The organism is Phycisphaeraceae bacterium, assembly GCA_020851465.1.
Classification (GTDB): domain Bacteria; phylum Planctomycetota; class Phycisphaerae; order Phycisphaerales; family Phycisphaeraceae; genus JADZCR01.
Genome location: JADZCR010000002.1, coordinates 258447 through 277080, shown reverse-complemented (window position 1 = coordinate 277080; position 18634 = coordinate 258447). Strand labels below are relative to the sequence as shown.

The window sequence follows — 18634 nt, the reverse complement described above, 5'->3', positions numbered from 1 at the left end:
TCAATCCATGTTTGATGTTTGATGCCGTGATGGATTACGGATCGTGTCTGGCTGTCCTGGCCTCAGCCTCAACTTCTCCTCGCCACTTTCCGTCATCGGTTGTTGCGAGGATGTGGCAGGTTCGTTCGATCAATGCTCCGACAGGTTTGCCGTTGAGAATCCGTCGATCGAACGCGACCGTGAGATAGACCGTCGGTGAGGCGACGATCTGGCCATCGCGTACGACAGGGCGTTCTTTGACAGATCCAAACCCGAACTGGATCGGCGTAGTCAGCGGCATAACCAGTTGCGTATCAACCCCGAACTTGCCAACAGTCGTGAGTGAGAAGGTGCCGCGGTACTTGCGGTGTAACGACTCCGAGTTGGCGCCGATTTTAAGCATCACACGCTGTACAAAACCAGGCTTACGATAAAGAGCCTGACACGCTTGATAGTCTTCGAGCTCGTTCGCAGGCTTGGTCGCTGCGGCGTGTAGTTCGTTGGTGATTCTGAAGAGGCTCATCGTTTGAGGGGCTGCCAAAATACGAACGAAGATTCGGTCCGTACCTTCTTCCTCACGAGATACCGCCACGCCAGCTGCGATACCCTGGAATGGTTTAAGCCAATGGAACCACAGGCATCGTCCGACCATCGCATTGAGCTCCGGATACTGTCCCTGGAGGTCGCTGATGGCCATGGCTGCAGCCTTGACGACACAAGCGGTATAAGACGGTTTGCCAATGCCGATAGCGGCAGCGTGTTCGCGGAGTTGGACCAGCTCAGTCAGATCGACCAGATTGGTGAAGCTGATCTGCCATCGCTGGCGTACCTCGCCATGCAGGATCTGAACAGCGCGATGAAAGCCGGTGTAACGCATAGGTATTGAATATAGGATGGAATTTATATCGGACTTGTCATCTCATGCCTTAAACTCAGCGAGGGTGTAGCAGATTACCCTTTCCAGTGGTGTGGTTTAGGGTGCGCCAAGGTCCGTTGCATCGGAAGTACCAGATGGAAAACGCCGACAAAAAGTATTGACGGGTCATGCTTGAGTGTGGGCTAATGTTGCCCTTTGCGGAGCCGCTGTGACCGTGGTTATCACACTTGCTGCTGTTCTGGTTGTCCTGCTCGTAATCGCGAGCTGTTCTGCGGTGGTGCATCTTCGGCACTACGCAGGGAGCTTCGCTGTTACCAGCCGAGATCATGCGGAATTACCGCCAACCAGTGTCGTGATTCCATGTAAAGGTGATGATGGCACCCTTTTCGATAATCTCACGTCCGTCGTCGATCAGGATCATCCTGACATCGAGTTTGTGCTGGTTACTGCAACCGCGGATGATCTTGCACAGGAGGCTTTTCGTCGCCTGATAGCTGCCCATCCTGAAAAACGAATCAAGAGTGTCGTAGCGGGTATTCCGCAGCATTGTTCGCAGCAGAATAACAACCAAGTCGCAGGTATCGCGGCCAGCGACCCGCGAAGCCATGTCATTGTGATCATGGATTCCGACGGCCAGGCGGACATGCGATTTGTGGCGAAACTCGTTGCTCCGCTCACGGATCCGAAAGTTGGTGCCACGACCGGCTATCGCTGGTACGACCCTCGCTGGCATTCGCTTGCGGACGTTCTTCGTACAGCATGGAATGCCGGCGGATATGTTTTCCTGATTAACCCGCAGACACGTTTTGTCTGGGGCGGTGCGATGGCCTTCCGTCGGACTACCTATCAACAGGCTGGCATTGCCCAAGTCTGGTCCAACGCGCTCAGCGATGACCACACACTCAGCCATTGGGTCAAAAAGCAGGGACTCGAATTGGCGTTTGTGCCTGAGTGCATCGTCATCAGTCGTCAACCCGACACCATGAACTCCGTCATTCACTGGACAAATCGTCAAACGCTGGTGACAAGGTTTTATAACCCAGCCTTCTGGATCACAGCCGCCATTTTTCACGTTCTGGGAAATGTCCTGGGTTGGGGACTTCTGCTGGGTGGGTTGCTCCATTTGCTGATCCGTGGATCGGAAGTCATCGGCTGGGTCGCCCTGGCAGCTGGTGCCGTCTGGGTTGCTCACCTTTGGGTGTATGCTTTGTTGATGGTTGGTCCGTTGAATCGCCTGCTTGTACCCAGAGGCGTAGAGCTTGGGTCACGCCGCTGGTTGCTCGTATTGGTTGCGCCGCTGGCGAGTCTGCTTCAGGGGCTTAACAGCATCAATTCGTGCCTAACTCGACGGATTCGTTGGGCGGGTATCACGTACCAGATTGACAGCCCGCAGAGGATGCACGTGGTATGAACGTCAGCCCGCCCACATCTTCGGTTGATTGTCGTCCGAGCCAGCGATCGGCTGTTGTTCGCAACGCGGATGATCACATCCATCGCAAACGAGCTGCCTTTTTTACGGAGAGGCTTTCGCGTTACATCGAGCCCGGTTCAAGTCTGCTCGACGTCGGAGCAGGGGATGGCTTGCTTGCAGCCAATCTGTCAAGCAAGCTGAACCTCAAAGCACGGGCGTTTGATGTTGAAGCTCGCGGGTTGGGGCCGTTCCCGGTTGAAGTTTATGACGGCAAGCATATACCGCTGGCTGACAGTGCAGTTGAGATCACCATCTGCGTGGCTGTATTGCACCATTGCGATGATTTGTCACAGGTGCTCCGTGAGATTCGACGGGTGACTCGCCGACGATTCCTGCTCGTGGACGATCGTTACGACACATTCTGGCAGCGCGTTGGAGTTGTGGGATTTCACCACTATCTGAATTGGATCGAGTCAATGCCGTTCCACAAGAGCGGCTTCGCTAGCACGCAGGGCTGGACTCAACGGCTGGCGGATGCGGGTTTCAAGGTCGTCCAAGTCCAGCCGTTGGGTAAACCAATTCGGTGGTTCCCGGTTTCGAATACGCTGTTCGTGGCTGAGTAATTCCAGCCATCATTTCAACTTTGTGCGGAGCTGCGGCAAAGGACCAAAATCAGCCCGCATTGAGACTAGCCATGACGTTCTGGTCTTGCTTCTCGCGGAGGTAGTTACTGATGCGGGTTGGTGAGGCTGCCATTTCACGCGGGTTGAAATCGCAGCGATCTGCAAAGGTTTCAGCCGAAACCGGATGGTTGATGCAGTAGTCCAGTGCGTGAGGTAAAGGACTTCGATGCAGGCATTGCTGGAGATTGGCATGCAATAGAACGACAGGGCGGTGATTGACCGTTGGGCAAGTACGGAGCGGGCCGTACTGCTCGAATCCAAAAGACCGATTGTAAAACCTCGCATGTCGCGGATGAACGCCCACGATAAAGTCGGTGCTGTTGCTCGATAGAGCGAAGTAAAATGCCAAACGCATCAGGTTTATCACAGATGCATGGACACGTGCGAACGATGATGCTGAACCTGGGCATGATGATTCGTTCAGAATTGGCGGCTCAGCATCAGTGATTTGACGGACGTGCGCAAAAAGACCGTATTCGGTGATCCGTCGCCCCTGAAGCCGAAGCTCGTCAAGCTCGCGTTGATACACGCTGTCCATGGGAAGACCCAGAGGGCCATCAACGACAGCCGTCAGCGTCGCCTCAACCTCGCCATGGCGTGTGCTCTGAAGGACAGCAGTGTTGGCACTGACGTGATGAGGAGTTGTGTGGACGAGATATGGGTTGGGGTGGATCAGGCCGGATTTGAGATAAACCTCATACACCATACGCCAGGAAGCCGCGACTTCAGCCAGTGTCTGCGCGACACGAAACCGGGGTAGTCGGTCAAGCTGTGAACGTATCTCGCGGAGGTCGTTGAGGGTTCCGCCAGCCGTGATCGTCATGGATCACTCCTTCTGAAAGCAGGTGCGATCCCGACATGAATAACCATCGTCTTGATGACGAAATTTGAGCGTATCGATTTATTCATGGTCGTGCTGCGCGGGGCCGGAAGAATGAGTAGATCATCGACCGGGCGGGTCAGGGCAGCATGAAGTTTCGTGAGGAAAATTTCGAGACAAAAAATCAGAAACGACAGGGCGGGCGAAGGAGCGAGTAACAACGATGACAAATTCCCATAGCGCAGGCAGGAAGAAAATGGGAGCATCTGAGCTTTTCGCTTACCTTGCGGCCCGACGACAGCATCTGGTATTAACTTGGTCAGCAGGCGTGGCGGCTTCAAGGGAATGATTCCTGATAACAACCTTGACTGACGACTCCTTACTTTCGATTAGGCACGCATAACGACGCATTCAGGTCGTGGGGCGGGTAGCAGGGGAGCGGCTGAGTTTTTCTGGTGACTGCAGTTACTCACTCAATGCGGTTACAGCGATACCCGATCGCAGCACCTGATTGCTGCATCCGTAACACGGCTGACGCGCCTCGTTGGGTTACTCTCCTCTCCCACAAATTCAGGCAGGTTAATTTGTCATATCGCCATCGTATTGACGAATCAGCCAATCAGACGTATCAAGCTGCCCATTATCGGAACCATGCTAACAATGCGGTTTTCTGTGACAAGATAGTTTTCCCTCAAATCGCAAAAAATATTGGCCTGAATGATGCCGATTTTGGCTTATTAAATCTATTAAATTTGATCGCTGAAATCCCAGAAGATCTCTCCGAAGTGAGCAGGGATATGGACCGATGATTCTCATAACCCGTCCCTTGGCGGTATCATGAGAGTACACCTCTCGACTCAGGGCCAATCAGGAAATGTTGCTCGCTTCTACACAAGTTCCGTTATTAGCCTCAGTTGCCGAAATACTGCTGGCCTTGGTTGCATGGACAGCCTGCGTGGTTGGCGTTGCAGCTTCGGGGGTGGTTCCGTCCTATGTTCAACGAAAGCTGCTATCGCGCCAAGGCATTCCCAGCAAGCTCCTCTGGCCGGTGACCCCGTTGTGCATCATTGGCGGCATCTTGATGGCGTTGGTAATTCCCAGCAGCATGGCCTACATCCTCGCACGGGATACGGTGGCTGCGATCGCCAGCGACCGTCGGTTGATGATGGCCGCACAGTTCTCTGCCGCGTTGGGTGCAGGGATCGCAGCGATGTTAATTTCGGTGGCGTGGTGGGATGCCGCCAGGACGGTTGGTATCAAGCGGGCACCCCGGTATCTGGCACGTGTGGTACCCGCTGCGGGCGCGTACCTGGTGGTGGCTGGGATCCTGTTTGCAATTCTTCAACGTCGTGGGATCTCCCATGAAAAATTCTTTTCGATCGGGGCCTGGTGCGTGCTGGGGGTATTGATCATCATCGGACTTAATGCGGGCGGCATCGCGCGGGCACTGGCGAACCGTGGACTCGACCGCTTCGCATCGCTGGCGGTGGCAGCATTTCCCACCGTGATTCTTCTTCTGTTTTCCTGGTTTGTCTTCGTCAAACCAACCATCGCGCCGGAACGACTGGTCTCCATACGTGAGATCAACATGGAGGGTGCAACCACCGCGGAAATATCTCTAGGAGTCTTCACCTTCTTTTATCTGGCACTTGTTCTCTCGCTTGGAGTTGGCGGCTGGATCGGTATTCGACTAGCTCCCACGCCACGGATGCGCGATATGCGCAACCGCATCGACCCTCGCCTACGGGAAGCAGAGTTCGCTTCCGTTGCAGTGCTCCGGGAAAACAGAAATGAGGCGGCCAGCGGAGATGACACGCCGCGTTTGCGCCTAGTCGGTTCACCCAACACCCAGCCTGCTGCCACATCAGGCGGTTCATCGGATAATACGCCGGGCTGAAAATAATCCTGAGGCCAAACGCAGGTGCAACTTCCGGCGAAATAGTGCGGACGAGTCATCTCCAATTCAACGTATCGCTTTGTCGTGCCGCTTCACCATGCAATATTCGTGATCGCGTTTTGATCTGATATTCAGATACGTACCGTTGCTGCAGGTTTGGTGAGGTCAGGCATGAGTGGTGCGCTGCGTGACTCGAGAATCAGCGGGATCACCAACGTAAATGTTGCGCCTTTGCCGACATCGCTTTCCAGCAGAATCTCACCTTGAAGCAAGTGTGACAACTCACGGCTGATCGTTAATCCCAGCCCTGTGCCGCCGTACTCTTTGGTGACCGTTGAGTCGAGTTGGGTGAATTTCTCGAAGATCCGCTCATGTTTGTCAGGCGGTATTCCCGGTCCGGTATCGGTGACGCTTACCGCGAGCTTACGAGATGGCTCTGTACCCAGGAGTATAGCCGAGAGCGTGACCACGCCGCCCGGCGGTGTGAACTTGGCCGCGTTTGCGAGGAAGTTAAAGATCACCTGCTGGAACTTCGTCGCATCGGTCTGTACCGGCGGGATATTCGGCTCAACTTTGAGACGCAATTCGACGTTTCGCTTATCCGCCACCGGGCGGATGAGGTTGATCAGGCCTTCGCAGACATCTTCAACACTCATCGGTGCGACGCGCACGTCGATGCGGCCAGCCTCGATCTTGGTCAGATCGAGCAGATCATTGATCAGGTCAAGCAGGCGGCGACTCGATGTAATAATGTTCGCTGCGTATCTCTTCCGCTTCTCATCCACCGGGCCGGTGCGATCTTTAAGCGTTTCCTCGAGCACTTCCGCGAAGCCGATGATCGAATTAAGCGGCGTACGCAGTTCGTGGCTGACATTGGCGAGGAATTCACCCTTGATCTTATTGGCGGTGAAAAGATTGACATTGGTTTCCGCCAACTCGCCGAGTTTGAGGTCCAGGCTTTTATTGATGCCGCGCAGCTGGTCTTGATTGCTCTTGAGATTCTCAAGCATCTGGTTGAATACTTCCGAGAGTTGTTCAAACTCATCTCCGGTGTTCACGTTGGCGCGGGTATTCAGGTCGCCTTCAGATACTTTTTTCGCAGTATCACGCAGCACACGGACGGGTGATAGGACAAGCTTGGTGGTGATGAACCAGAAGACGCCAATGGCCAGCAATCCGGCAAGCATGCCGGCTGCAACCATATAAATGCGATTCAGTGTGAGTTGGCGGGAGGTGATGTTGGCACGGAGACGAATGACGAGTACTTTTTCCAGCGGATCGGTGACCAGGGGTACAGCGACGGTCGGGCCAAATCCTGCTTCCGATCCGCCGCGCAAGCCGGAGAGGTCGGACCGCCGAATCGCACGGGCGAAGTAAAACCACGACTCGCCGCGCTGGTCTTCTTCCGAATACGAAAGTTCGAGTCGCTCTTTGCGCGTCTGGAACACGCTGATTGCATGGGCAAGAAATGGCATGCGCTGCTCAGCGTCTTGAAATTCCTCCTTTTCCACCAGCAGAAGCGTCTGGTTGCGGTCAGTCCACTGGCGTTCGGGTGGTTGATCTTCCCACCAGCGATCGTCGGCTTGGAGTAAACCTGACAGCCAGGCTTCAGCGAGTTTCCGCGCGGTTTCCTCCTGACCTTCGCGCACAAGCACCTGCATGCGCACCCAGACGACGGAAAGTGCAGCACTGAGGATAAGTATGACCGCCAGACCGAAAAGTATCTGGCACTTGTTAGCCAGACTGATACGCATGGTGCGGAAGCGGAATGGATTGGTCAGTGCCAAGACTCCATTGTAAGCCGAGCGTCCGGTCGTCTTAACAACGCGACTCAATTAAACCACGGATTTTGTCAGCATTGAGTTCGGTGAGAGTGCCGACGATCACGTCCGCCGCCACTAATTCCGTGCGTGTCCGACCGGTGCTGGTCAATCCGATGGCGACCATTCCTGCGGCTTTTGCCGCTGCGATGCCGGCGGGAGCATCCTCAATAACAGCACAATGATTCGGCTCAAGGCCGAGTTTCTTGGCCGCGGTGAGAAAAACTTCAGGATTGGGTTTACCTTTCTTGACGTCCTTACCCGTGACGATTGCATCAAAGCGACTGCGACCCAGTTGGTCCACCGTTACATAGACGTTTTCCGGCGGACCGGACGATCCGACTGCCATCATAAATCCATTGCGATGAAGATCATCCATTAACGCCATGACGCCGGGCATAACCGGCAGCTTGTCCGCGATAATAACGCGGTAAAGCTCCTCTTTGCGGTCATCCAGTTGCGCCACTCGTTCAGGTGATAGATCGCTGCCCCAATATTTCACGACTGTCTCACGGCTGGTGCGACCAAACGCCCAGGTGAAATCTTCACGGTTAAATTTCTTTCCAGTCTCACGGGCTAGATCGATCCAGCTCTGGAAGTGTGCTTCGTATGAATCGATGAGCACGCCATCCATGTCGAAGATCACAGCGGGAGTCATCATGAGCCTTTCATGTTTTCACTTAAGGGTAAAAGTGATCGCGATGCGTATCTGATTTGCTGCTGATCTCGAATGCTGAGACACCACGATCACCCTGATTTTGCTGAACGGCATCATCAGAGAGCGATGATTCACCAGTCGGTTACAGCACCGTCAGGATTAAAGCTGCGCTGCGGCAGTTCCTGCTGGAACGGATGCTTTTTCAACTCTGCTTCATTGATCTCGATCCCCAGACCGGGGCGGTTGCTCGGACGAACGATACGTCCCTTCTTTTCAACGGTGTAGCCTTCTTTCACAATGTCGCTGCGCCAAGGCACATCGAGATGCACACTTTCACAGATGATGTAGCTAGGTGTCGCAAGACCCAGCTCCAGCGAGGCAGCAGTGCTGACTGGCCCCTGTGGATTGTGTGGTGCAAGCGAGACTCGATAGGTCTCACAAAGCGCAGCGATTCGACGCGACTCCGTCAACCCGCCAGTGTGTGTAATGTCGGTCTGTACGACACTGCATGCCCGTTTCTCAAGAAATGGCCGGACTTGGAGTGCAGTGATGAGCCGTTCGCCGGTGGCGATTGGCGTGACGACAGCACGGGAGATATCCGCCATCGCCTCGACTGCTTCCGGCCAACATGGCTCCTCAAACCAGTAGAGGCCCAGCGGTTCGAGTGCTTTGGCAAACATCAAACCCATCTGCGGACTAGGCCGGGCGTGGCAATCCACCATGATGTCGATATCGTCACCTACTGCCCGGCGCATCGCTTCGACGCATTTGTACGCATACTTGATCGGTTTGAGACCTTCGAGTGGCATCGTTTCGGGAACTGCCATCGTCTTAAATGCGGTGAAGCCATCTTCAACCGCCGCCTTGGCGAGTTCGCCGAATCGCTTCGCATCCGCGGGATCGGTTTCGTAAAAGTCTTCCATCTTTCCGCCGCCCAGATGCGAGTAGGTGCGAACATAATCACGCACCGGCCCGCCCCAGAGCTTGTGGCAAGGTACACCGTGAAGTTTGCCCAGAATGTCCCACAGTGCCAGATCGATCGCCGAAATTGCCGTACCGCGTACCGGCCCGTTGCCGTGCCAGAAATGAGCACGGAACATTGCCTGCCAGAGATATTCAATGCGTGTCGGGTCTTCGCCGACAAGCAAATGTTCCATGTCCTGAATAGCTGCAACGACGCTGCGCGTATGCCACTCGAGCGTACCTTCTCCCCAGCCCCAAAGTCCGGGCTGGTCGGTGACGACTTTCACAAATATCCAGTTGCGCATTCGCGCATTACAGACGTGTGTTTCGATGGCTGTGATTTTCATAGAAAAACAGTTTAGCGGCTTGTGGTCGATTGTTTGTGACGTGAATGGTTGCGATCTTGGTTAATGGTTACATCCATTCTTTCAGCAGTCGTCGCCGTGCAGTATTGATCCACACTTCTGTTTTCGGGAAATCCTGAAAGCTCTTCAGGGGTTTAAGCAAGTTGCTGTTCATATCCACGCCGAGCGTCTGGAGCAATGCGTAATCCTGGAGCGATTCAGCGAAAACTTCCCAGCGGATCGAGTCGAGCGGTCCGACCTCCGCAGACCCCGGATAGACGACGAACGGATCGCCATAGGCCCATCCCGGCCAGCCGAGGCCGTCACTGACGACAAACGGATCGATCATCTGCCGCGTTTGGCTCTTGTACCAGTAGTTGTAACCCCAGTGCAGAAATCCACCAAAGCCCCAGCGGTAAAAGAGCCAGCCATTCATGCGTATCTTCGCCAGAGGCGAATCGAGCAGACGATTGAGATAACGATCACGCGGGCCGCAACAGTAGTAGCACCAGCTTGGCAGGCGGGCATCGACGTATTCCAAAGCGGATTGAATGCTCGGAATAGGAGTGTCCGTCAGTCCTTCCTTGCCGTAACGAACATCAGAAAGCGCATCCATGACGCGCATCCAGGGAGCTAATTCTCGAAGCATCTCTCTGGCTGCACGATAGTTGGCCAGATGTTCGTCGCCGTGCGGCTCATCGGAGACATGAAATTGTGATTGACCGAGCAACTGATGTTCAATCAGAAATTCGTGGAACTTGGGCAGGAATTGTGCAAGAAAATTTCGATACACAGCCGAGGTCGCAGCAGTATCCGCCGGCCAGAGTAATGATGTGTCATCGTGCGTATCGCGGTAGATGCGGATGGCGTGCTTTACTCCCCATTGCGTAAAGAGGTGCGTCCACTCCCAGCTTTCGATTCCACATTGACGTGCCAGCCTGATCCAGCGGATTACGTTTGTCCAGTCAAACTCATACTTGGCCTTCGTACCTTTGCCCTTTTGTCGAACACCCAGTAGCTGCGTCGGCCGCTTCACGCCGTCCAGCGGCGGGGTGAACATGGGCACGTAGATCATGTCCAGCCCGTGATCCGCATAATTACGCATGTATTTTTCGCAGATCGTCCAGAACGCTTCATCCCATGGTTGGACCTTGTACCAATCGCAAAGCGCATCAGCATAGAACCAGTGTGTGATGCGAAACTGCTTGCGCGGTTTGATCGTTACTGCCGCGACTTCAACGGTCGCCACGAGCCGAGTTTTCGGGCAGTCGTTGCAGCTCAATTCGACAACGACTTCGTGTTGGCCGGCCTTTGCGGATCGAGGAACCTCAACCGTAATCCAGAACGAAGAAATCTCCTGCGGTGGTGCGTTAAAACTGTTTTCAGGGTAGAGCACATCCGGCACGTAACCAGGAATACGGGCCTCGGTATCACGTTCATCAAATGGGGTGAAGGTATTGAAGTGAGGGACCGGCACGTGGCCGACTCGCCTGACTCGTACACGAAGTGACCGACACAAAGCCACCGCGGTGGCTGGAACCGGCTTGAGGAACGGTTGAAAGAAGGAGACCTGAAACGAAACGCGCTCACCTCTTGCGGCCAGTAGATGGAGCGATTTTGTACGACGAGGTGCGCCCAGTGCGTATTGACGCAGCATTGAGCTTGCGAGCCATGCGGTTGTTTTCATGCGCGACAGTGTAGTCAGCCCCTTGGGTTATGCAGTATGGTTCATTAACCGGTGCCGGCGGCAGGGAAATGGTCCGCTTGATTTAGAGGGTAGAGGATTTAGTCGAATTTACGGTTCTTACTGTATCCACTATCCTGTTTCGTTCGAGGTTCACACCATGCCACAACCGATCGATCAGTTTCAGCCCGGCCAGAAAGTCACCGTTACGCAGCAGATCGCCCAGCGCGACGAGGTCTGGACCACCACGGTCACCGGCACGGTCATTCGTGTCGGACAGGCGAAGACCGGCTCGTGGTTTGCTCACGCCAAGGACGATCGACTCTGGCTCGACCGGCTTGTTCTTCGTAAGGATGACGGCGAGATTGTCGTTATCAATCTTGACCCCTACACACATGTGGAACTGCTCGACACAGCCAGCGGCTCCACACCTGCAAAGACCTGATCTTCGCCCCACAATCTCGGAACCAGTCAAGCCATGCAAAAGTCAAACATGCCGCTGGGTGTCACTGCCGTCATGCTCCCTGAACTTGATCTGGCGGAGCAGTTGACGTTGTGTCAGCGAGTCGGGGTGGCTGGGATTTCGCTCCGACCAAGACACATCATGCCGGAAAATGTCGGTAAGCCCTACGCCAACTGGGGTAATTACAAGTTCGACCTCACCCCCGAACGGCTGGTCAAAGAGGGAAAGCAGATTCGCAGGCAGATGGATGATGCGGGTATCAAAGTGTTCGGCACGGTTCCCGCAGTTTCATTGTCAGACACAGACGACAAACTGAAACTTAATTTTGAAGGGGGCCAGATCGTGGGTGCTGGCGCAGTGCGCGTTGCACCGGAAAACTGGCGTGGTTACCCGCAAGGGCCGTTCAATTATCGGGAGATACTTGATAAGACCGTGGCTGGTTATCAGCGGGCGGTAGCTCTGGCCAAGCCTTACCAGCAAAAGGTTGTGATCGAGACACACGCTGGAATGATCGCAGCCTCACCCTCGCTGGCGTGGAATATCTGCCGCCATTTTGATCCGCGTGAGTTGGGTGTGATTTTTGACATTGCTAATTTCAATATCGAAGGCGGGTATCAGCCCAATCTGGCGGTAGCTGTTATGGGTGATTACATCGACCATTGCCACGTCGGCGGTACGAGGCGGTCAGCAGGAAACTACGACGCTCAGGGTTTTCGTAAGTTTGGTCTCAACGGCTGCCCGCTTACCGAGGCGGATCTCTACATACCTGACTGGATCAAGTCACTACACGAGGCTGGAAGACACGTGCCGCTGGTGATCGAAGACTTTACGGAAAACATGTCCGGCGCACTGCGTCTCGAAAATGCTGCTGCGGCTCTGCACCGTGTGCTTGCTGCGATATAACATTCAATACAGGTCGTGGAGCTTGCAAGCTCCACATACTCCCATGGCTACGTCTCCTAAACTTGACCCCCGCGGTTTACCTGAAGGCTACAACTTTCGTCCCGAATGGGAGGTCACGCCTCGCCAGGTGAAAGCGATGCGTGATCGTGGTGAGAATTTCGTGTTAATCGATTGCCGCAAACCCGCTGAATACGCAGCCAACCGGATCGAAGGAAGTCAGCTCGTACCGCTTCAGGACATCGCAGCACGGTTACCCGAGCTTGAAGATTGCAAAGACCGCAAAATCGTTGTTCATTGCCATCATGGGGGACGCTCTCTTCAGTTCGCTACGATCCTGCGCCAGCAGGGGTTTCGAGATATCACCTCAATGGCTGGCGGCATCGACCTCTGGTCGATCGACATCGATCCCAAAGTCCCTCGGTACTGATTGCTTCCGGCCCCGGCTGATCGATAGGCACTAATCGGGTACAACATTCATCAAGGGAATTACCAAAATCCCGGTTGTGTGTTTTAGGAATAGGTCATGCGCCTTGGCTGTTGCGGTACTCTTGATGATGCGACGACAATCAGAGCTGCTGGCTTTGATTTTTTGGAAGTCGGTGTCCAAGCGGTCCTGCGCGGTGATGAACCAAGCTCGACATGGGATAAGGCGAACCCCGATATCGAGAAACTACCGTTACCGATCGAGGCAGCCAATACTCTGATACCTGCGGCGCGGCCGATCATTGGTCCGAAGCGCGATCTGGTGGGGCTTCAGGATTACATGCAGCGCGTGGCGAAGCGAGGACAGCGGCTTGGCATCAAGCGGTTTGTTTTCGGCAGCGGCGGGGCGCGTCGTCGTCCTGATGATGTGGATGAAGCTACCGCATGGTCTCATCTGGTCGAGTTCACCCGTATGGCTGGAGAAATCTGCGCTCATCACAGCATCACGCTCGTCATCGAACATCTCAACAGGAACGAAACCAATACTCTCAATTCGCTGGCGGAATGTCAGCAACTTTGTGAGCAGGTTGACTTGCCGAGTGTGCAGATGCTTGTGGACAGCTACCACTATGGATTGGAAAACGAGACGGACGATGCCATCGTCGCGTTGGGAGGAAGCCTTCGACATGTGCATATCGCGGAGGTGGAGAAACGCATCGAGCCAGGAGGCTACAGGTCCGTTAAGGGTGATAAGGCATCGCTGTCGTTCGACTTTGACAGCTTTTTCTGCACACTTCGGAAAATCGGCTATGACGAGCGGATCAGCCTGGAATGCGGCTGGTCAAGACCGATCGAGGAAATAGGTGCCCAGACGGTAAGGTTTATCCGCGATACATGGGAACGAGCCGGCGAGTGCAGCCAGCAAGCATGAGTCCGCGTTGCCGCTACTGACGCTTTAGCCGATACGTTGCCGGGGTTGCATTGTTCCCGTAACACAAAATCGCCGATAAACCATTCACTATGACTCACTGGCAGGAACTTTACGGAAACCATTTCGCCGGCGCGAAGGTACTGGTTACAGGCGGGGCGGGCTTCATCGGATCGCATATCACCGAGGCACTCGTTCGGCTCGGAGCACACGTTGTAGTGCTCGACGATCTCAGCGGCGGTGATTTCGGGAACCTCACCACGTTTGCCAAGGCGGGCCCACCGGTAGAGGCGGTTAAAGGATCGATCCTTGACGAAAAGATTCTTGCGCGTTGCACCGCCGGCTGCCGTTATGTTTTTCATCAAGCTGCACTGGGTTCCGTGCCACGAAGTGTTGAGCAGCCGGTTCTTTATACCCAGGTCAACGTGATGGGTACGCTCAATGTGCTGGAGGCGGCCAGGGCAGCCAAGGTTGAGCGCGTGATGTTCGCGGCCAGTTCCAGTGCGTACGGTGACTCACTGGTGTTGCCAAAGGTCGAGACGATGGCACCTTTGCCCAAGAGTCCGTATGCGGCCAATAAACTTGCCGACGAAGGGCTGATGCGTGCCTATGCAGGCAGTTATGGGATCGATACCGTATCGCTGCGTTACTTCAACATTTTTGGGCCGCGGCAGAATGCTAATTCCGCCTATGCTGCGGTGATCGCCGCTTTCGCAAAAGCTCTGATCGCCGGTCAGCGTCCGACAATTTTCGGTGATGGTGGCCAGTCACGTGATTTCACCTTTGTGCATAACGCGGTCCACGCAAACCTGCTGGCTGCTCGCTCCACGAAACGCATTGGGGGTGAAGTGATTAACGTAGCTTGTGGCGATCGCATCACGGTCAATCAGCTTGCCACACGGATGGCATCGTTACTTGGACATGCGGACCTCCAGCCCATTTATCAGCCCGAACGTGCCGGTGATGTGCGCGACTCGGTCGCAGACCTCACCTTGGCGGGCAAGCTGCTCGGGTATCGGCCGATTGTCGGCTTTGACGCAGGTCTTAAACCAACCGTCGAGTGGTATCGGGAAGTACTCTCCGCATGACTTGTCATTACTCGACGGGTGATGCTGCGCCATCTCTGGACGCCAGAAGACTAGAATAGTCGTATGTCTCAGATTCCCGTGATCGAATCGTCCGGCCTCGGTTACGAACCTCCGCATAACACGCAGTTCAGCGTTTTTCTCGATAATCGGGTTGGGAAGCTCGCTGAACTTCTGCACATTTTTGACAAGCAGGCGACACGTGTTGCCGGTCTGAGCATTACCGACTCGACCGATCATGCGGTTGTTCGGCTGGTGACGTCTCGTGAAGAGCTGACCCGGCGACTACTGACACGCAACAAGATGCCTTTTGCTGAAAAAAGCGTCCTCGTCGTTGAATTCACTCGTGGACAATCAATCGGGCAGATGTGCGCAGCACTAGTCGCAGCTGAGCTTAATATCCATTCGATCTATCCGCTGTTGGTTCAACCGCACAGCCTGCCGACGATCGCACTGAACATTGATGACCCGATCATGGCTACGCAGGTTCTCATTAAAAAACAGTTCATGCTGCTGGGCGAAAACGACTTGGGCGATAACGCGACCAATTCCGACGGCACCAACCCACGGAATTGAAACTCCAGCCTGCGTTACCTATCAATCGCCATATCTTTTATCATCAGCGCGGTGACCTGTTTTAGTTGTTCATCAGCAGACAATCGATGTTCCTTCCATTGCTGCGGGTTTGGTAAGGCCCATCATCATCAGGATCGTTGGAAAGACATCCGCCAGTCGTGCGTCATGTCGCAGGCCTGTGCTGGGTGATTCCGCGTTTCCACTGGCGAGTTTCTTCAATCGAGGATCAACAACGATGCACTCGACATCGTAGGTTGTGTGTGCTGTGTGTGGAGCATTGGTTTGCGGATCCCACATTTGTTCCGCGTTACCGTGATCAGCCGTGACAATTAACGCGCCGCCTCGCCCAAGTGTGGCATCGACGATTCGTCCGACGCACCCATCGACGGTTTCCACCGCCTTGATTGCCGCATCGAGTTTTCCAGTGTGGCCGACCATGTCGCCATTGGCGAAGTTCACCAGAATGAAATCCTCACAGTCTGGTGCGGCAAGACGACGGAGCACGATTTCACACACTTCAGAAGCACTCATTTCCGGTTTTAAGTCATAGGTGGCGACGCTCGGCGATTGCGCCATCTGCCGAGATTCACCGGGAAATGGTGCTTCGCGGTAATCGTTGAAAAAGAATGTCACATGCGGGAATTTTTCCGTCTCCGCGCTACGGAACTGCCGCAAACCAAGCCCGCTTAGATATTCGCCGGCAATATCCCTCATCGGCGGCAGTTTCGGGTAGGCAACCTTCACCATGCTGCTCAGCGAAGTGTCGTATTCCGTCATGCAGACATATTCGAGGTCGAGTTTGGGGCCACGCTGAAAGCCTTTTTCGCCGGTATCCGGCGATGGTTTCACATGGCCGTGGAATTCCGGCATGACGAAAGCCCGCGTAATTTCACGCGGCCGATCACCGCGATAGTTGTAAAAAATCACCGTGTCACCGTCAGCAACCCGTGTATCGCGCCAACGATTTCCAACCGTGCGCGGCGTGATGAACTCATCGCCGTTTTGACTGTCATTGGTCGGGTGATCGTAATAGTCCTGCATCGCTGCTTCTGCGGTTGCGAAGTTGGGGCAGGCGGTGGTGTCATCGCTCTTGGCGGATGTCAAAAGGTGGTACGCTTTCTCGACACGCTCCCAGCGGTTATCACGATCCATCGCGTAATACCGTCCGACGATGCTGGCGATCTGACCGACGCCGATAGTCCGTAATTGTGCTTCTATGCGGCAGATGAAATCTCTGCCGGTGAATGGACCGGTATCACGCCCATCTGTAAAGAGATGCAGGGCGACTTTTTCCGCGGTCAGGCCGTGACATTTGCAAAGTTCGACACAGCCGTAGAGATGATCAAGCAGACCATGCACGCCCGCATCGGACGCGATCCCCAGCAGATGTACCATTCGCTGACGCGAAACAGCCCGCTTGATCGCGGTAACAAGTACCTCGTTGTTGTAAAACTCACCTGATCGTACTGCACGGGTAATGCGGACCGACTCCTGGTAAACCACGCGGCCGGCACCGAGATTCTGGTGGCCGACTTCACTGTTACCCATGGTGCCTTCAGGCAGGCCGACTTCCTCTCCGGAAGTGTGGATCAACGTCCAGGGATACTCACGGAGCAGGGCATCACCGCGGGGTGTGTGTGCGAGCTTGATGGCATTAAACGTATCGTGTTCACGGTGTGGATTGCGTCCCCAGCCGTCACGCACGATCAGTACGATCGGCCGCTTATCACTTGGATTCATCGTTCTATTTGAGCTTGTCATCGGAACTCCTCATTCCCGCACCTGCGGATTGTCGATTGTAGGGGAGAATCAAGCGCGTCTGGTTACTCGGTCTTACAATTCCAAATCTTGCGATCATCGAGACTTCTCGCCATGGCAGACAAACTCTGCAAAAAGTGCAAATATGATCTGGTTGGACTGAAGCCGATTGGTAACTGTCCGGAGTGCGGCACCACATATAACTTTTTCACTGGTGAAGGTCTCTACTCATTTGCTGATATCACCGGTCGCAGCGATCGTGTTCTCGCTCGCATACGAACACTGGCACTGGTCGGCCTGACCTTGTTAGTCGCTACAGCATTCACGATAGTCGGCTTAATGCGTGGTCAGCAGGCGGCGTGGTGGCTTGGCGGGTTTTTCACCTTCATCATCGGACTAGGCGCGCTGTACAGTTATGTATCCGAGAAGAATTGATCTAATCTCAACGATCTCTGGCGTCATTGCTGATGATGCAAGGTATTTCGTGTGACATCAGGCTTGGGCCACAGTTGAGGAATAAGGTTTTACGACACAAGTCGGTTTCCATGTTCTGCATCCGTCGGTCGGTCATAACAGCAGTTACTCAGCTCATGCGTGGTTGTTCAGCAGAGTTGGTTTAACTCGCAGCACAAAATACACGTCTTAGATAGTTAAGCAGGTTTCTTGCCGACTTTGTTTTCTGTGCCCGCAAGGAGTCGGCCGATGTTGGAGCGATGTCTTACGATTACCAGCAGCACCAGAAATGTTGTGACAAACAGGAACGGCAACAGGTTTTGCAGCGTCGCACCGCGCAGCAGGCCAAAGGCGATCAGGTAGATCAGCAGCGCGATTGCAGCTGCGATGCTCGCCAGGCTGACATATCGCCAGATGAGCACCACGACAACCCAGGTCGCCACCGCCGCGATCCCAGGCAAAGTCAGCGTAGGCCAGAAACCCAGCAACACGCCCAGACTGGTCGCCACTCCCTTACCTCCACGAAATTTCAGCCAAATGGGAAACACGTGACCAAGCACCGCTGCCGCCGCGACCGCTAACCATTTCCATGCGTCCGTGTGGTTCAGTGGGTCGCGTCCGAGATAGCCCAGTGCCACCCCGGCACCGACGACGGGCAACGTGCCCTTAAGTACATCCAACACAAAGCAGAGAATTCCCCATTGGCGCCCCAGCACCCGTCCGACGTTGGTCGTGCCCAGATTTCCGCTTCCTGACTTTCGCACATCCACGCCGCGAGCCATGCCGATTAACAGCCCGAACGGCACCGATCCCGCGACGTATCCTGCGACAATCCAGATGATCCAATTCCAATCCATAACGTGGATCGTAACCGCTGGGAACTTCAGCGTGGGTGAACAGGTATCCGTC

The 18634-nt window shown here is 54.6% G+C and carries 19 protein-coding genes; 10 read left to right on the top strand and 9 right to left on the bottom strand.

Features of this window, described 5'->3' with window-relative positions:
• Positions 1–34 precede the first annotated feature (34 nt).
• Positions 35–856 (bottom strand): 2-oxo acid dehydrogenase subunit E2, encoded by an 822-nt coding sequence (locus IT444_03290; protein ID MCC7191785.1) that lies wholly within the window; start codon positions 854–856, stop codon positions 35–37.
• Between the two features lie 214 nt (positions 857–1070).
• Here IT444_03290 and IT444_03285 point away from each other — a divergent pair, with 214 nt between their 5' ends.
• Together IT444_03285 and IT444_03280 are read left to right on the top strand one after the other, a co-directional pair.
• The gene (locus IT444_03285) at positions 1071–2267 is read left to right on the top strand and encodes a glycosyltransferase (protein MCC7191784.1); all 1197 of its coding nucleotides are present in this window, start codon (positions 1071–1073) and stop codon (positions 2265–2267) included.
• On the top strand, positions 2264–2890 hold the full coding sequence (locus IT444_03280) for a class I SAM-dependent methyltransferase (protein ID MCC7191783.1): 627 nt from the start codon (positions 2264–2266) through the stop codon (positions 2888–2890). Before IT444_03285 ends, IT444_03280 begins: the two co-directional genes overlap by 4 nt.
• A gap of 49 nt (positions 2891–2939) precedes the next feature.
• Here the strand turns inward: IT444_03280 and IT444_03275 are convergent, their stop codons facing one another.
• Both IT444_03275 and IT444_03270 read right to left on the bottom strand, forming a co-directional pair.
• Entirely contained in the window at positions 2940–3773 is an 834-nt protein-coding gene (locus IT444_03275) for a hypothetical protein (protein MCC7191782.1), read from the bottom strand.
• Positions 3770–4111, bottom strand: coding sequence for a hypothetical protein (locus IT444_03270; protein MCC7191781.1), 342 nt, complete (start codon positions 4109–4111; stop codon positions 3770–3772). Before IT444_03270 ends, IT444_03275 begins: the two co-directional genes overlap by 4 nt.
• A gap of 593 nt (positions 4112–4704) precedes the next feature.
• On the opposite strand from IT444_03270, the gene IT444_03265 reads away from it, so the two are divergent.
• Entirely contained in the window at positions 4705–5667 is a 963-nt protein-coding gene (locus tag IT444_03265) for a hypothetical protein (protein ID MCC7191780.1), read from the top strand.
• A gap of 131 nt (positions 5668–5798) precedes the next feature.
• Here the strand turns inward: IT444_03265 and IT444_03260 are convergent, their stop codons facing one another.
• The 4 genes from IT444_03260 to IT444_03245 form a co-directional block, all read right to left on the bottom strand.
• A complete protein-coding gene (locus tag IT444_03260) occupies positions 5799–7454 on the bottom strand; it encodes a HAMP domain-containing histidine kinase (GenBank protein MCC7191779.1) in 1656 nt (551 codons plus the stop codon).
• A 31-nt stretch (positions 7455–7485) separates the two neighbouring features.
• Positions 7486–8148 carry an HAD-IA family hydrolase gene (locus IT444_03255; protein ID MCC7191778.1) on the bottom strand — a complete coding sequence of 221 codons (663 nt, stop codon included), beginning with the start codon at positions 8146–8148 and terminating at the stop codon, positions 7486–7488.
• A 128-nt stretch (positions 8149–8276) separates the two neighbouring features.
• On the bottom strand, positions 8277–9455 hold the full coding sequence (gene dgoD, locus IT444_03250; GenBank protein ID MCC7191777.1) for a galactonate dehydratase: 1179 nt from the start codon (positions 9453–9455) through the stop codon (positions 8277–8279).
• A gap of 67 nt (positions 9456–9522) precedes the next feature.
• Positions 9523–11139, bottom strand: coding sequence for a DUF4091 domain-containing protein (locus IT444_03245; GenBank protein MCC7191776.1), 1617 nt, complete (start codon positions 11137–11139; stop codon positions 9523–9525).
• A 157-nt stretch (positions 11140–11296) separates the two neighbouring features.
• Here IT444_03245 and IT444_03240 point away from each other — a divergent pair, with 157 nt between their 5' ends.
• The 6 genes from IT444_03240 (at position 11297) to IT444_03215 (ending at position 15514) form a co-directional block, all read left to right on the top strand.
• Positions 11297–11581, top strand: a complete 285-nt coding sequence (locus IT444_03240; protein ID MCC7191775.1) for a hypothetical protein — start codon at positions 11297–11299, stop codon at positions 11579–11581.
• A gap of 33 nt (positions 11582–11614) precedes the next feature.
• Positions 11615–12502 carry a sugar phosphate isomerase/epimerase gene (locus IT444_03235; GenBank protein ID MCC7191774.1) on the top strand — a complete coding sequence of 296 codons (888 nt, stop codon included), beginning with the start codon at positions 11615–11617 and terminating at the stop codon, positions 12500–12502.
• Between the two features lie 43 nt (positions 12503–12545).
• The gene (locus tag IT444_03230) at positions 12546–12929 is read left to right on the top strand and encodes a hypothetical protein (GenBank protein MCC7191773.1); all 384 of its coding nucleotides are present in this window, start codon (positions 12546–12548) and stop codon (positions 12927–12929) included.
• Between the two features lie 96 nt (positions 12930–13025).
• Positions 13026–13856, top strand: a complete 831-nt coding sequence (locus IT444_03225; protein MCC7191772.1) for a sugar phosphate isomerase/epimerase — start codon at positions 13026–13028, stop codon at positions 13854–13856.
• Positions 13857–13945: 89 nt separating this feature from the next.
• On the top strand, positions 13946–14941 hold the full coding sequence (locus tag IT444_03220) for an NAD-dependent epimerase/dehydratase family protein (GenBank protein MCC7191771.1): 996 nt from the start codon (positions 13946–13948) through the stop codon (positions 14939–14941).
• A gap of 63 nt (positions 14942–15004) precedes the next feature.
• On the top strand, positions 15005–15514 hold the full coding sequence (locus IT444_03215) for a hypothetical protein (protein ID MCC7191770.1): 510 nt from the start codon (positions 15005–15007) through the stop codon (positions 15512–15514).
• Positions 15515–15586: 72 nt separating this feature from the next.
• Here the strand turns inward: IT444_03215 and IT444_03210 are convergent, their stop codons facing one another.
• Positions 15587–17254: a 2,3-bisphosphoglycerate-independent phosphoglycerate mutase gene (locus IT444_03210; GenBank protein ID MCC7191769.1), complete on the bottom strand. Its 1668-nt coding sequence runs from the start codon at positions 17252–17254 to the stop codon at positions 15587–15589.
• 132 nt (positions 17255–17386) lie between these two features.
• Here IT444_03210 and IT444_03205 point away from each other — a divergent pair, with 132 nt between their 5' ends.
• Complete coding sequence (locus IT444_03205) at positions 17387–17707, top strand: hypothetical protein (protein MCC7191768.1); 321 nt, start codon at positions 17387–17389, stop codon at positions 17705–17707.
• Between the two features lie 215 nt (positions 17708–17922).
• Here IT444_03205 and plsY read toward each other — a convergent pair whose 3' ends face one another.
• Positions 17923–18582: a glycerol-3-phosphate 1-O-acyltransferase PlsY gene (plsY, locus tag IT444_03200; GenBank protein ID MCC7191767.1), complete on the bottom strand. Its 660-nt coding sequence runs from the start codon at positions 18580–18582 to the stop codon at positions 17923–17925.
• Positions 18583–18634: the final 52 nt, after the last annotated feature.